This window comes from Streptomyces sp. NPDC002671 (assembly GCF_053592475.1).
Genome location: NZ_JBSFVU010000027.1, coordinates 1 through 13,619 on the forward strand (window position 1 = coordinate 1; position 13,619 = coordinate 13,619).

General features: G+C 66.2%; 12 protein-coding genes and 1 tRNA gene. 8 read left to right on the top strand and 5 right to left on the bottom strand.

Annotated elements, in window-relative coordinates; all coding sequences use genetic code 11:
- The first annotated feature begins 100 nt into the window (after positions 1-100).
- Entirely contained in the window at positions 101-2,638 is a 2,538-nt protein-coding gene (locus ACWD35_RS33155; RefSeq protein ID WP_451355040.1) for a type ISP restriction/modification enzyme, read from the top strand.
- A 7-nt stretch (positions 2,639-2,645) separates the two neighbouring features.
- On the opposite strand, the gene ACWD35_RS33160 is transcribed toward ACWD35_RS33155, so the two are convergent.
- The 4 genes from ACWD35_RS33160 to ACWD35_RS33175 all read right to left on the bottom strand — a co-directional run bounded on the left by ACWD35_RS33160 (position 2,646) and on the right by ACWD35_RS33175 (position 6,230).
- Positions 2,646-3,035 carry a hypothetical protein gene (locus ACWD35_RS33160; protein WP_451355041.1) on the bottom strand — a complete coding sequence of 130 codons (390 nt, stop codon included), beginning with the start codon at positions 3,033-3,035 and terminating at the stop codon, positions 2,646-2,648.
- 772 nt (positions 3,036-3,807) lie between these two features.
- Positions 3,808-5,136, bottom strand: a complete 1,329-nt coding sequence (locus tag ACWD35_RS33165) for an STAS-like domain-containing protein (protein WP_451355042.1) — start codon at positions 5,134-5,136, stop codon at positions 3,808-3,810.
- 255 nt (positions 5,137-5,391) lie between these two features.
- A complete protein-coding gene (locus tag ACWD35_RS33170; RefSeq protein WP_451355136.1) occupies positions 5,392-5,769 on the bottom strand; it encodes a hypothetical protein in 378 nt (125 codons plus the stop codon).
- Complete coding sequence (locus ACWD35_RS33175) at positions 5,769-6,230, bottom strand: ATP-binding protein (protein WP_451355043.1); 462 nt, start codon at positions 6,228-6,230, stop codon at positions 5,769-5,771. Before ACWD35_RS33175 ends, ACWD35_RS33170 begins: the two co-directional genes overlap by 1 nt.
- 213 nt (positions 6,231-6,443) lie before the next feature.
- On the opposite strand from ACWD35_RS33175, the gene ACWD35_RS33180 reads away from it, so the two are divergent.
- The 3 genes from ACWD35_RS33180 (at position 6,444) to ACWD35_RS33190 (ending at position 8,686) form a co-directional block, all read left to right on the top strand.
- The gene (locus ACWD35_RS33180; protein ID WP_451355044.1) at positions 6,444-6,758 is read left to right on the top strand and encodes a putative quinol monooxygenase; all 315 of its coding nucleotides are present in this window, start codon (positions 6,444-6,446) and stop codon (positions 6,756-6,758) included.
- Positions 6,748-7,977, top strand: coding sequence for a helix-turn-helix domain-containing protein (locus ACWD35_RS33185; RefSeq protein WP_451355045.1), 1,230 nt, complete (start codon positions 6,748-6,750; stop codon positions 7,975-7,977). The genes ACWD35_RS33180 and ACWD35_RS33185 overlap by 11 nt, the downstream gene beginning before the upstream one ends.
- A gap of 325 nt (positions 7,978-8,302) precedes the next feature.
- A complete protein-coding gene (locus ACWD35_RS33190; RefSeq protein ID WP_451355046.1) occupies positions 8,303-8,686 on the top strand; it encodes a DUF6083 domain-containing protein in 384 nt (127 codons plus the stop codon).
- Between the two features lie 173 nt (positions 8,687-8,859).
- Here the strand turns inward: ACWD35_RS33190 and ACWD35_RS33195 are convergent.
- Positions 8,860-8,931: transfer RNA gene (locus ACWD35_RS33195), tRNA-Arg, on the bottom strand.
- Positions 8,932-9,049: 118 nt separating this feature from the next.
- Here ACWD35_RS33195 and ACWD35_RS33200 point away from each other — a divergent pair.
- The 4 genes from ACWD35_RS33200 to ACWD35_RS33215 all read left to right on the top strand — a co-directional run bounded on the left by ACWD35_RS33200 (position 9,050) and on the right by ACWD35_RS33215 (position 13,614).
- Positions 9,050-9,610, top strand: coding sequence for a response regulator (locus ACWD35_RS33200; protein ID WP_451355137.1), 561 nt, complete (start codon positions 9,050-9,052; stop codon positions 9,608-9,610).
- A gap of 124 nt (positions 9,611-9,734) precedes the next feature.
- Positions 9,735-10,718: an ArgS-related anticodon-binding protein NrtL gene (nrtL, locus tag ACWD35_RS33205; protein WP_451355047.1), complete on the top strand. Its 984-nt coding sequence runs from the start codon at positions 9,735-9,737 to the stop codon at positions 10,716-10,718.
- Positions 10,719-10,771: 53 nt separating this feature from the next.
- On the top strand, positions 10,772-12,163 hold the full coding sequence (gene lysA / locus ACWD35_RS33210; protein ID WP_451355048.1) for a diaminopimelate decarboxylase: 1,392 nt from the start codon (positions 10,772-10,774) through the stop codon (positions 12,161-12,163).
- 158 nt (positions 12,164-12,321) lie between these two features.
- Complete coding sequence (locus ACWD35_RS33215) at positions 12,322-13,614, top strand: homoserine dehydrogenase (RefSeq protein WP_451355049.1); 1,293 nt, start codon at positions 12,322-12,324, stop codon at positions 13,612-13,614.
- Positions 13,615-13,619: the final 5 nt, after the last annotated feature.

Sequence of the window (13,619 nt, forward strand, 5' to 3'; positions counted from 1 at the left end):
TCAAGAGCCCGATCGACTACGAACACAGCTACCAGGCCAGCCTCACCGAGGAACTGGCTGCATAGGAAGGTCTCCACAGATCGGGGGGATTGACATCTCCTTGAAGGGGGTCGGGCTGCATGAGGTCGGTCGGCGGCTGGATGCCGGGCATGCCTTGATGGGCAAGGCCCTTCAGCTCCTCACCGACAACATCACGGTGAGCTTCGAGGTCAGCCTCGATCTGCTCATTCAGGTGATTGACGCGGTTGACTGGGCGGCGATTCGTAAGGGCCGGCGGGATGCATATCTGCACCTATACGAGTCGTTCCTGGAGGTGTACGACGAGAAGCTACGGCAGAAGAGCGGCTCGTATTACACCCCGCGCGAAGTGGTCGAGGAGATGGTGCGTCTCACCGAGGACGTGCTGCGTACCCGCTTGGGCCGCTCGGACGGATATGCGGACGAGAGCGTGCGCATCGTCGATCCAGCCATGGGAACAGGCACGTACCTTCACGCGGTCATTGAACATGTCGCCGCCTGGGCGGCGGAGAACATCGGCCCCGGAGCAACGCCGGATGCGATAGGTGATCTGGCGAAGCGCCTGATCGGTTTCGAGCTGCAGATGGGGCCCTTCGCTGTCGCCGAGCTGCGGACCTCGGATCTGCTTAAGCGGCATCAAGCGGTCGCACCGCCGGATGGGATGAAGCTTTTCGTCACCGATACGTTGGACGACCCGTATCTGGCCGAGGAAACCCTCGCCTCGACGTACGGAGTGATCTCGGAGTCTCGTAAACGGGCGAACCAGGTGAAGGCCAGCACGCCGGTCACCGTTGCGATCGGGAACCCGCCCTACGACGACAAGGCCAAGGGTCGCGGCGGCTGGGTCGAGAAGGGCACACCCGCGCAGGGCGTGGCTCCCATCGAGGCCTTCAAGTGGCCTGGCAACGGCCGCTATGAGCACGTGCTGAAGAACCTCTACGTCTACTTCTGGCGCTGGGCGACGTGGAAGGTTTTCGACGCCCATCCGCAGGATCAGCAGGGAGTCGTCTGCTTCATCACGCCCTCGGGGTTCACTACTGGGCCTGGCGGGCGTGGCATGCGGGACTACCTGCGGCGCACCTGTGACGAGGGCTGGATTATCGACCTGTCTCCGGAAGGGCACCGCCCGGATGTGGCCAGCCGGATCTTCCCGGGTGTTGCCCAGCCTCTGGCCATCTGCATCTTCGTCCGCAGTAAGGACACCGACCCTGAGCGGCCCGCCCGTGTCCATTACCGCGCCGTCCACGGCAAGCGAGGCGCCAAGTACCGCCAGCTCAAAGAGATCCGACTGGACGACGACGGCTGGCAGGACACGCACGCGGATGCTATTCGCCCCTTCCGCCCAACCACCGAGACGGGGTGGGAGGACTGCCCGGCTCTCGACGATCTCTTCCGCTGGGGAAGCCCGGGTATCAAGGCCAACCGCTCCTGGGTCAACGGCCCCAGCAGGCAGGTGCTTGAGAAGCGATGGGCGCGTTTGATCCACGAGAACGATCTGGCCAAGAAGGCGGAGCTACTCAAGGAGACAAGAGACCGTTCGCTGCACGCCAGTAGGGATCCTTTGCCCGGGCAGCCTGAGCACACCCAGGAACTCGCAGTCGAAACAAACCTGGCGCCTGACCTGGTACGCATCGCCATGCGGAGCTTCGACCGGCAGTGGCTGATCTCCGATAGCCGTGTCATCGACTTCGCCCGGCCGACGTTGTGGGACGCCATGCAGCCAGATCAGCTCTTCCTGAACCAGCAGTCCTCGCACGAGATCGAAACCGGGCCGGCGATCGTCGCCACCTCCCTGCTCCCCGATACCCACCATTTCAACGGCCGCGGTGGCAAGATCATGCCGATCCTCCATCCGGACGGCACTCCCAACGTGCATCCGCGCCTTCTCGCGTACCTCGCCGCCGAACTCGGCATCGACGACGTCACGGTGCACGATCTGGCTGCATATGTGGCGGCTGTTGCCGGGCACGGCGGATTCACCAAGCGGTTCACCGAGGAGCTCCTCACCCCAGGCGTGCGGCTGCCGCTCACCCGCGATTCCGCCCTGTGGCACGAAGCGGTGCAACTGGGCAAGCGCCTCTTGTGGGCCTCGACGTACGGGGAGCGCTATGCCGATCCGGAAGATGGCCGACCGGCCGGAGACGTCCTCTTTCCGCTAGGCGATGCGCGCCGGCTCCGTTACGACCAGCACATAGGGGCGGAAGTCCCCGCCGAAATCCGGTACGCCGAGATGACCGGCACCCTGCACTTGGGCGGCGGGCACGTCAGCCCTGTCCCTGCCGAAGTGTGGAACTACGACGTCGGCGGCATGCAGATCATTAAGAAATGGTTCGGCTACCGAAAGGCCAACCCCAACAGCCGCAAGACCAGCCCCTTGGACGACCTGCATGTCGAGTCTTGGCCAGCCGACTGGTCGCGGGAGCTCATGGAACTGCTCTCCGTGCTGCGCCGACTTGTTGACCTCGCGCCCGCCCAGCAGGACCTGCTGGACCGCGTCCTCGCCGCTCCCACGATTACTACAGTTGACCTTGAGAAGGTCGGCATCCTGCCGGTCCCCGACAAGGCCCGCAAACCCCACCGCCGAGTCGTGCTCCCCACGGAGGCCGGCGAGGAAGCGTAGGGCCTGGTCAGTGCGCCCAACGCTCCACGTACGCCATCGCCTCCGTCACGCTCCATGCCCCGTCGGCGAGCTGGCGGAGCGCGTGCAGTTCTGCACTGATTGAGGGTGTGCGTCGCTGGAGGTCGTCGGCGAAGAGGCTCACCTCGGCGAGGCGCGTCGAGAGCACGGTGCACTCGGCTTCGAAGTGCACTGCCCTTCCGCGCGGCGTGATGGCCAGGCGCTCCCCTCTGACCTCCAACAGTCCCATCCAGCTAAGAGTTCGCACGTCGTCCGCGATGCTCGCTTCTTCGAGGTCTCGGACCGCCACCGAGACGGGATCCGTATCGGGGTGTGGAACCTCGGCGAGCATGAGGTGTTGCAGAAGTTGAAACTGCGAAGGGGAGAGAGCTGAGTGCACGGTTGCATGTCTAGCAGCACAGGGGGTCAGTCCTGTGCATCGGGACCGAGTTCGCCCCAATTTCCACCTGAATCAGATCATCATTCGCGGCTCGCTCGGGCCGCTGTGAGCACGGCCCGTCCGTGAAGGCGCCGCCCCACCAACGGCTACCCACCTACGCTCGTGCCCCATTTTCGCTGGGGAGGGGGCGCGCCTTGGACCGCTAGCGCTCTGCGCGATCAGATGGAGGGGCGTTCTTGATTGCACTGCGGTCACTCACCGACCGGCCCCCCCATCCCCTCGAATCGAGCCCTCCTACCAACGGCACAGCCACGGCCCGCTGTTTATCCAACGGACCCATCACACCACCGGACACCGGCATCCAACCATCCGGCACCGGTGCTGGAAGCACGACCCCAAGTATCGAACTTTCGTTCACGTCCTTGTAGCAGTGTGCGCTCCCCGATGGTGCTACCGTCACTGCCACCCCAACAGCTTCGGCGCCCTACCGACTGCGCTCAATTCAGCCACAATTGACCACGGCGGTCGTGACCTGCGGCCGCCTAACCGATCAACGTCGCGACCTGCCGCTTCACGGCCCAAGCACGGCCGGGGAGGGCACGGGTTTGCGAGTACCTGGTCCGGCCTGTTGCCGGATGCCTGCCGCCGGCGGGTGCGACGGCCTGCGCGGTGATGATTGGGTTCGCGTAATGTAGTCACATTCCCGCCCCGTTGCGCGCTCGAGCCCGCGGGTTACAAGAGGCAGTGATCTTTCTGAGGGGAAGAACATTCCCTAATGTCGCGTGCCTTGTCCGGGAGTTCGGTCGTCACCTTCCGCGATCCTTTGGGAAATCGCTCGATTTACGATAGCGGAAACGGTGGGCGTCATCCCCTTCAGGTCGAAGCGGCCCATGAACCCAACGATTCCCATTTCAAGCGCTAGCTTTCCAAGGACCTCGTCGGCGAAACTTGAAGAAACTACATAAACTCCTGAGAAGTCGAGTATCAATCGAGGAGCGCCCAGGTTTAGTAGATTCACAAGCTTATTGCGAATCTGCTCCGCCGATCGGCGGGTGCCCAGCCCTTCTTCGAAGTCGGCAACCCGAAGGCAGTGCTCCCCGGCTTGATCTTCTATGCGCTCGAGCAATAGATTCGGCTCGGGGAAGTTAAGAGCCTCGGCAAGGCTCACGCGCTTGCTCAGGTCGAGTTGCCAGTCGACAGTGGTGCCATGATGGTCATTCAAATCAACCAGAGGGATCGACATCGAGTAATTTCCTTTTATCTCTCCATCCCGGTATTCAAGCCATCCTCTGCCGGAGCGGATCTGCAGCTCGCCCTTGTTGAGGCCCACGACGCGCATGAGGCCGTAGAGGCCGTTGCCCATGTTCTTGGTTTTACTGGTTACCTTTTCTTGCACGGAAAGCATAATTGCTTCGTATGCATTTTGTGCTGCATAGACGTTGCTTTCCTTGAAGGATCTGTGGATCCCAATACCGCAATCCGCGACCGCGACCGTACACCATCGACGCTTCGCGTGTATCTGCATCATGGCATATCCGTAAGCGGCCTTGCTGTGTTGGAAAACGTTGTCCAATACTTCGAAAAGGCACCAATTGAGAGACTCGATGACACCGGTTTCGCAGCGCGCGTTCTCTTCGAGCATGTCGATAAACGCGTTGCATAGGCCGGTCGACTGTTCCTCGTTGTACTTCCATACAATATTTCCCGCGGGGTGATCCCGGATGTTCTCTGGTGTTGCTGCCAGTGGGTGCAAGAATCGAGTACTTATGACTGATGCACTGAGGCGGCTGGTCGATATTCGAAGCCCGTCTGCGCGAAAATACTCCAAAGTCGCCGCCATGGGCACGGCACCGTTCGGGTATATTCGGTGAGTATTCCCTAGGTCGAGTGACAAGCCTCCCAGACGCATGGCTCGGCGGCTTGCGGAGATCAAAGAGTTCGCGTCCGATGCGCCCGACATGGTGCGGATGGCGTAGGAAAGGCTTGGCGACATAGGGGCATGGTATTCGACGATCTTCCCGCTGTAAGGCTTCGTGCAGGCTGATTTTGCGAGGTCGGTGGAGCGGCTTTGGGCTGGAGCTGCTTTGGCGCGAGTGATCATGGCCCCGTAAGCTTCCGGCGCGTCGGGCGGTCTCTGGACCTGCCCGGTAAGGCACGGCGTTGGGGCCATGATCTTCGAGGCTCGCGCCGAAGTGGCTGCCTAAAGCCGTGGAGCCGACCGCCTCAGCCACGACGTACCCCTTCTCTGGCATCAGGCGACTGATTGCCATGAGCGCGGCGCGCGCGCCGGCCAGGGGGCCGGGCCGCGCGCGGTGAGCGGAGCGAGCCGCCTTGAACCCGTAGAGAAAGTTGTAACTCAGTCGGTCGCTTGGGGTTTGAAGTCGTTTGTGCAGGCTGGCAGTTCGGCCCCTTGGCGGTGGGCGAGTGGTAGGAAGAGCACCGGCCGGATCGTCCACGTGATGCGGGTGCGGTCCTGGGTGACCGTGACCGTGCAGGGTTCGGAGCGCAGGAGGGCCTGTCGGGTCGCGATGCGGCCCTGGTACAGGTACGCCCATGCTGCGTCGGAGGCGTCCGAGTCCAGGGCGGGTGAGATCGTGCGGAGGGTGATCGCGACCCATCTGTCTGCCTGGGGTGCCGAGTAGGCGTCGAAGGATGCTCGGAGTGTTGGTCGTTCCTGTTCGGTGAGGACTTGGGTCCAGCACTCGCACCAGTAGCCGCGTCGGGGTTCCTGCATCAGCACGAGCGGCCTCCTACCGCGGCCCTCCAGCCGCTGTTCTCCTCGTGAGATGCCCGAGCCACGTCACGGAGGCTCGCGTGGACGCGGAGTTCGGCGGTGATTGTGCGGCCTGAGTCGTTGCCTTGGACCGTGATGCTGTCGGCGAGGGCGGCGACCAGGCCGAGTCCGCGGCCGTGGGTGGCGCTGAGAGGCGGATGCTGGATTTCAGGAGCGGTCTTCGCGCTGCCGTGGTCGGTTACCGCGATCGTGATGGTCCGCTCGGAGATGGTGAGCCCGACGTGGAAGGTGCCGGCGCGGTGGCCGCTGGCAGTGTGCGTCAGGGCGTTGGTGCCGAGTTCGGTGACGATCAGCTCGGCGTCTTCAGAGCGAGGGTGGCAGTTCAGCATGGCGCGGGTCCAGCGGCGCGCGGCGCTGAGTTCTTGAGGGTCCCCGGGGAAGCTGCGTCCGTGGGTGGGCATGGCGTCCTCCATGGCGGTGACCTGCTGTCTTCTGTGCCAGCGATGACGACCGGCTGACACGGACCATGCAGAGCCGTACAATTAGTACTAGCACCGTACCGAATGTGCGTGTACTGGGAGTGCGGGTTCGTACTTTTCGTGCGAGCGGTCGGCGCATAGCGTTCGCCGGGTGGTCTGGTGCTGGCCTGGAAGCCGATGGAGAGAGGACCTCGCATGTTCGGACTGATGGTGCGCTTCACCTGCAAGGACGAGGCTTCGGCGACTGCGTTCGATGCCCTCGTGGCGCGGACTGGGGAACTGATCCGGGCGAACGAGCCCGGAACGGTGATCTACGCGGTGCACCGTGTTGACGGGCGTCCTCTGGAGCGCATGTTCTACGAGCTGTACCGGGACAAGGGCGCCTTCGAGGAGCACGAGTCGACGGATTACGTGCGGGCCTTCCTCTCCGAGCGGGACCAGTACCTTTCCGCCACAGAGGTCGACCGTCTGGACTTCGTGTCCGGCAAGGGCGTGGACGTTGAGCACTGAGTATCAGAAGGCGCTAGGTCGCAAGATCGCCTTCCAGCGCAAACGACGCGGGCTGTCGCAGAAGGAGTTCGCCGGTCTCCTCGGACGATCGGAAGCGTGGGTGTCCCAGGTGGAGCGGGGCGTGCGCCGCATCGACCGGATGACCGTGCTGGAGAAGGTCGCCGAGGTGCTGGAGGTGCCGATCGCCGAGTTGGCGGCCGAGGCCCCCATCGTTGCGTCGGTGGCCGAAGGTGAGGCGCCGGGTGCGAGTCGGCTGCGACTGGTGCTGAGCGCCGCGCACTCGCTCAAGGCGATCCTTGGCCAGCAGAACGCCTCCCCTGATGTGCCGGCGCTTCGCGCCGAGGTCGACCACGCCTGGTCGCTGACACATCAGGGCAACTACGCCGACCTGGCCGAACTGCTCGAAGGGCTCGTTCCTCGGCTGGAGTCAGCCACCCGGTCGGTTCCGGAGACCGATCGTCCCGAACTCTTCCGACTGCTGGCGGTCATGTACCACACGTGCAGTGGAGCGCTCGCGAACCTGGGAGAGCCCGAAGCGGCCTGGATCGCCGTCGACCGGGCCGTGGTCGCCGCCGAGCGGGCCAATGATCCGCTCCTGATGGCCGCCGGTGCGTTCCGGCTCTCGATCGTCTTCCTCGGCGCGCGTCACTTCGAGCAGGCGGCTCAAGCATCGGGGAGCGCGGCTGATGCCTTGCGGCCCCTGGCAGAGTCGGGGCAGATCGAGGCGGTGGCGCTGCGGGGTGCGCTGACGCTGCAACGGGCGGTCGCCGCAGCTCGGCTGAACCTGGCTGATGAGGCGTACGGCCTCCTCCGTGACGCTCGCGCGATGGCCGAACAGGTCGGTGACGGGCGCAACGACTACAACACCGAATTCGGGCCTACCAACGTCGGCTTGCACGAGGTGTCCGTCGCAGTCGACCTCGGAGACGCGGGCGTCGCCCTACGGGCTGCACAGGCAGTTGACGCGTCGGAGCTGTCCGCAGAGCGGCAGACGCGGTTCCAGATCGATATGGCCCGGGCCCACGCCCAGCGCCGTCAGGTGGCTGACGCGGTATCAGCGCTGCTGAGGGCGCGTGAGTTCTCGCCCGAGATGGTGCGGTCCCTGCCGATGGTCAAGCAGCTCGTGGCGGACCTTCTGACCATGAGCCAGCCTCCCTCTGAGGAGTTGCGGGGCCTGGCAGGAGAGTTGGGCGTACACGAAGTACGAACTGGTGCCTGAAGTGCTAGGCGGTACTAGCCGAGCGCGCGGGCAACAGGGCCGAGGCCCCCTATTCCGCTACGCCAAGTGCATCGATGGGCGGCAGGAAATCGCTAACCGCAAGATCGAGGAATTGTTGCGCGAATACGAGTGAACTGGCCCCTGGGCCGTTAGCCTCCAGCTCTGGGGCTGGGGGCTTCGTCATATCTCGGCCGAGCTCCCTCGGTCGTTGGTTGCTCCTTGCGCCTGCCGCGTCGTAACTCGTTTTCTCGACGCACAAGAACCCCAGGAGTCCCGGCTGGTTCGCGCTCTACGCACGAGCCGCCAGGGTGTCGACCCTCGCTACATGGGGGCTTTGGAGAAGGAGCCGCGTCGACTTGGTGGCGGGCAGTCACACTGTCTTTACTGCGGCCTGCCGCAAGATCGGGTGGCGACGCTTGAGTATGACTGGGTGCTGCTGGAACCGGACATGAATCCACTGGCCCACACGGTGCCGGCGGAGCACCGGTGGATCGAGCTGTCCGATGGGCGGGTGACCGTCTACGGGGTGTGTCCGCCGGATCAGTTTCAGCGTTGTCGTATCGAACATCGTCTGGCCTGCCCGGCACAGCCTCTGCCGGATCTATGGCCGTGGCTGACGTCCCTGCGAGGGGAGAATGCGCGGCAGGCGGAACGACAGAACGACCCGGAGCCGCCTCCGCCCCCGGAGCAATGGCCGGACGTTGGCTGACGGCACTATGGAAACGCCGGGGTGGCCAGAGCAGATACTCCGAGAACCTGTCCACGAATAGTCCACAGATCTCGACATACTGCCGCTCCGGCCCGCATACGCCTGCACATACGCGAAGACCCCGGCCTCAGCGTTTCCGCTGGTGACGGGGTCTTTGGGCACCTCATACGGGGTGCCCCCGGCAGGATTCGAACCTGCGCACACGGCTCCGGAGGCCGTTGCTCTATCCCCTGAGCTACGGGGGCGTGTCGGGCGCTTTGCTTCTTGCTTGCGGCGACGGGTAGAACCCTAGCAGGTCCTGCGGGGTGATCAGGAACGGGTTTCCTCGGTGCAGTGGGGGAGGGTCCCCTGTACGGGGTGGAAGTGGGGAAAACCCGGACGCGGTGGCCGGTCCGGACCTACTCTCGAGTTGTGCCAGGCGCGTCGGGTCGGGTGCTTGTTGTGGACGACAACAAGGTCATCCGGCAGCTGATCAGGGTCAACCTTGAGCTGGAGGGGCTCGAGGTCGTGACCGCGGCCGATGGTGCCGAGTGTCTGGACGTGGTGCATCAGGTGCGGCCCGATGTAGTGACGCTCGATGTCGTCATGCCCCGTCTCGACGGGCTGCGGACCGCCGCTCGGCTCCGTGCCGACCCCCGTACGCACGACCTGCCCCTCGCCATCATCAGCGCCTGTACGCAGTACGAGATCGAGGCCGGTCTCGATGTCGGCGTCGACGCCTTCCTCGCCAAGCCCTTCGAACCCGCGGAACTCGTTCGGCTCGTCAAGCACTTGATCGGGAAGAAGAGCGGGGATGTTGCCAGTGGTGGTGGTGGCGGTGGCGGCGGCAGTGGTGAGGACGAGGGGGGTGGTGAGGACAGTGGGGACGGTGACGACGAAGGCCTCGCCGATGAGGTTCCCGGTGGCGTCTCTTTTGGTGGGTAGCTGATCGGGCGAGGGGCTCCCTTTGGCGTTCGTCCCTCCCGTTGTCCTCTTCCCCTTCCAGTTCCCCTTCCAGCACTTGAAACCGCTTCGCATTCCCACCCCCCTCCTCCCCTACGCTTGTCCCGTGACCCCCGTCGAGCTGTCCCGTGTCGTGCTGCACGCAGTGCGTCGTGCCGTCGAGGGCGGGCAGCTCAGTGTGGCCGTGCCCGAGCGGGTCGTCGTGACCGAGCCGGGGCCCGGAGGGTGCGGGGACTTCGCGACCAACATCGCGCTGCAGCTCGCCCGGCCGGCCGGGCAGCCGCCGCTGCGGGTGGCCGAGATCCTGCGGCCCCATCTCGTCGGCACCGACGGCATCCGGGACGTCGTCGTCACCGGGCCGGGGTTCCTCAACATCCGTCTCGCCGAGCAGGCCGGACTCGTCGCCGCCCTCGTCCGGGAGATCCACGCCCGCGGTGGCTCGTACGGGCACGGAGACGGTCTCGCCGGGCAGGTCGTCGCGCTCCGCGTGCCGTACGAGGTCCGGGCCGAGGTCGTCGCCGACGCCGTCGTACGGATTGTGGGCACGCAGGGCGGGCGGGGCACCGTCGAGCACAGTGAGCCCGTCAATCTGCGGCCCGTGCCCGCGCCGGAGGATCCCGCCCCGCTCGGGGCCGACGCAGCCCAGTGGGCCCTGCTGTACCCCGCCGCGCACGACCGGCCCCGGATCACCGCCGACCATCTCGTGCAGCGGGAGAGCAATCCGCTGTTCCGGGTGCGGTACGCCCACGCCCGCGTCCGCTCCCTCGGCCGCAACGCCGCCCGCCTCGGCTTCACCGCCGACCCCGGCGTCGTCCCCGCCATCGATACTTCCCACCCCCTCACGACCGCCCTGGCCGCCCACCCCCGCGTCCTCGCCCTGGCCGCCGACCACCGGGCCCCGGACCGGCTGGCCCGGCATCTCGTGATCGTCGCTGATGCCGTGCTGCCCCTGCTGGCCACCGTGCTGCCGCGCGGCGACGAGAAACCCTCGGCCGCCCACCGCGCCCGGCTCGCGCTCGCCGAAGCCGCCGGGACGGTGCTGGCCGGCGGCCTGTCCCTGCTCGGTATCGACGCACCCGAACACCTCTGAGGGCCCAGCGCAGATGAGTCCCGGAGAGATACAGAGAGTCTGAGAGTCACGTCATGAGCCGTTCCGCGCACCCCGCCGGGCCCCGTCACGCCGACGTCCTCCCCGAGGGGCACTACGCCGCCCCGCCCGCCGACCTCAACGCCCTCGACCCCAAGGTGTGGGCCCAGACCGTCGGCCGGAACGAAGACGGTGTCCTCACCGTCGGCGGGATTCCGGCGACTCGGCTCGCCGAGGAGTTCGGCACCCCTGCCTACATCCTCGACGAGGCCGACTTCCGGGCCCGCGCGCGGGCGTGGCGTACCGCCTTCGGCGCCGACGCCGACGTGTTCTACGCCGGCAAGGCCTTCCTCTCCCGCGCCGTCGTGCGCTGGCTGCACGAGGAAGGGCTCAATGTGGATGTGTGCTCGGGTGGGGAGCTGGCCACTGCACTCTCCGCCGGCATGCCCGCCGAGCGCATCGCCTTCCACGGCAACAACAAGTCCGTCGCGGAGATCACCCGGGCCGTCGAGGCCGGTGTCGGGCGGATCGTGCTCGACTCCTTCCAGGAGATCGTGCGGGTCGCGCACATCGCGCAGTCCCTGGGCGTGCGGCAGAAGGTGCAGATCCGGGTCACCGTCGGCGTGGAGGCGCACACGCACGAGTTCATCGCCACCGCCCATGAAGACCAGAAGTTCGGCATTCCGCTCGCCGGGGGGCAGGCCGCCGAGGCCGTGCGGCGGGCGCTCCAGCTCGACGGGCTCGAACTGATCGGCATTCACAGCCACATCGGGTCGCAGATCTTCGACACCTCCGGGTTCGAGGTCGCTGCCCACCGGGTGGTCGGGCTGCTCAAGGACATCCGGGACGAGCACGGCGTCGAGCTGCCCGAGATCGACCTCGGCGGCGGGCTCGGCATCGCCTACACCAGCAACGACGATCCGCGTGAGCCGCACGAGATCGCCAAGGCGCTGACCGAGATCGTCACGCGTGAGTGCGAGGTCGCCAGGCTGCGGACTCCGCGGATCTCCGTCGAGCCCGGGCGCGCCATCGTCGGTCCCACGGCCTTCACCCTGTACGAGGTCGGCACCGTGAAGCCGCTCGACGGGCTGCGCACCTATGTCTCCGTCGACGGCGGCATGTCGGACAACATCCGCACCGCGCTCTACGACGCCGAGTACAGCGTCGCCCTCGTGTCGCGCACCTCCAGCGCCGAGCCGATGCTCGCCCGTGTCGTCGGCAAGCACTGCGAGAGCGGGGACATCGTGGTCAAGGACGCGTTCCTGCCCGCCGACCTGGCGCCGGGCGACCTCATCGCCGTACCCGCCACCGGCGCCTACTGCCGGTCCATGGCCAGCAACTACAACCACGTCCTCCGGCCGCCCGTCGTCGCGGTGCGGGAGGGAGAAGCCCGGGTGATCGTCCGGCGTGAGACGGAGGAGGACCTCCTGCGTCTCGACGTCGGGTGAGCAGCCCGGTGAACAGCCGGAAGAGCAGCCGGAAGATCTGCGGATTTTCCGTCTCGGCTAAGTGAAATAGATGTCTCACGATCCGGACGAAGGGTAGAAACACCCGTCCGGTGAGTGAGACTGGTCAAACCGTAGACGGTATGAGGAAACGAGGTCGGATGATGCGTACGCGTCCGCTGAAGGTGGCGCTGCTGGGCTGTGGAGTGGTCGGCTCAGAGGTGGCGCGCATCATGACGACGCACGCCGACGACCTCGCCGCCAGGATCGGGGCCCCCGTCGAGCTGGCCGGGGTCGCCGTACGACGGCCCTCCAAGGTGCGTGAGGGCATTCCCGCCGAGCTGGTGACCACCGACGCCACCGCCCTCGTCAAACGTGGGGACATCGATGTGGTGGTCGAGGTCATCGGAGGCATCGAGCCCGCCCGCGGCCTCATCACCACCGCCTTCGAGCACGGGGCGTCCGTCGTCTCCGCGAACAAGGCCCTGCTCGCCCAGGACGGGGCCGCCCTGCACGCCGCCGCCGAGGAGCACGGCAAGGACCTCTACTACGAGGCCGCCGTCGCCGGTGCCATCCCGCTGATCCGGCCGCTGCGCGAGTCCCTCGCCGGTGACAAGGTCAACCGGGTGCTCGGCATCGTCAACGGCACCACCAACTTCATCCTCGACAAGATGGACTCCACGGGGGCGGGCTATCAGGAGGCCCTCGACGAGGCCACCGCCCTCGGGTACGCGGAGGCCGACCCGACCGCCGACGTCGAGGGCTTCGACGCCGCCGCCAAGGCCGCGATCCTCGCCGGCATCGCCTTCCACACGCGCGTCCGCCTGGACGACGTCTACCGCGAGGGCATGGCCGAGGTCACCGCCGCCGACTTCCGCTCGGCGAAGGAGATGGGCTGCACCATCAAGCTGCTCGCCATCTGCGAGCGGGCCGAGGACGGCACCTCCGTCACCGCGCGCGTGCACCCGGCCATGATTCCGCTGACCCACCCGCTCGCCTCCGTGCGCGGCGCGTACAACGCCGTCTTCGTCGAGTCGGACGCGGCCGGGCAGCTGATGTTCTACGGCCCCGGCGCCGGTGGTGCCCCGACCGCCTCCGCCGTCCTCGGCGACCTCGTCGCCGTGTGCCGCAACCTGCTGAGCGGCTCGACCGGGCCGGGCGAGTCGGCGTACGCCGACCTGACCGTCTCGCCGATGGGCGAGGTCGTCACGCGCTACCACATCAGCCTCGAGGTGGCGGACAAACCGGGTGTGCTGGCCCAGGTCGCCACCGTCTTCGCGGAGCACGGCGTGTCGATCGACACTGTTCGTCAGCAGGTCAAGGACGGCGAGGCCTCTCTCGTCGTCGTCACCCACCGCGCGTCCGACGCCTCCCTGTCCGGGACCGTCGAGGCGCTGCGCAAGCTCGACACCGTGCGGGGTGTCGCCAGCATCATGCGGGTTGAAGGAGAGTAGGCAGC

Bases quoted from the DNA above. Each gene is read 5' to 3' on its own strand.
- ACWD35_RS33215 (WP_451355049.1), top strand. From the start codon at position 12,322: ATGATGCGTACGCGTCCGCTGAAGGTGGCGCTGCTGGGCTGTGGAGTG.
- ACWD35_RS33165 (WP_451355042.1), bottom strand. From the start codon at position 5,136: ATGATCACTCGCGCCAAAGCAGCTCCAGCCCAAAGCCGCTCCACCGAC.
- ACWD35_RS33170 (WP_451355136.1), bottom strand. From the start codon at position 5,769: ATGCAGGAACCCCGACGCGGCTACTGGTGCGAGTGCTGGACCCAAGTC.
- ACWD35_RS33175 (WP_451355043.1), bottom strand. From the start codon at position 6,230: ATGCCCACCCACGGACGCAGCTTCCCCGGGGACCCTCAAGAACTCAGC.
- ACWD35_RS33180 (WP_451355044.1), top strand. From the start codon at position 6,444: ATGTTCGGACTGATGGTGCGCTTCACCTGCAAGGACGAGGCTTCGGCG.
- ACWD35_RS33190 (WP_451355046.1), top strand. From the start codon at position 8,303: ATGGGGGCTTTGGAGAAGGAGCCGCGTCGACTTGGTGGCGGGCAGTCA.
- lysA (WP_451355048.1), top strand. From the start codon at position 10,772: ATGAGCCGTTCCGCGCACCCCGCCGGGCCCCGTCACGCCGACGTCCTC.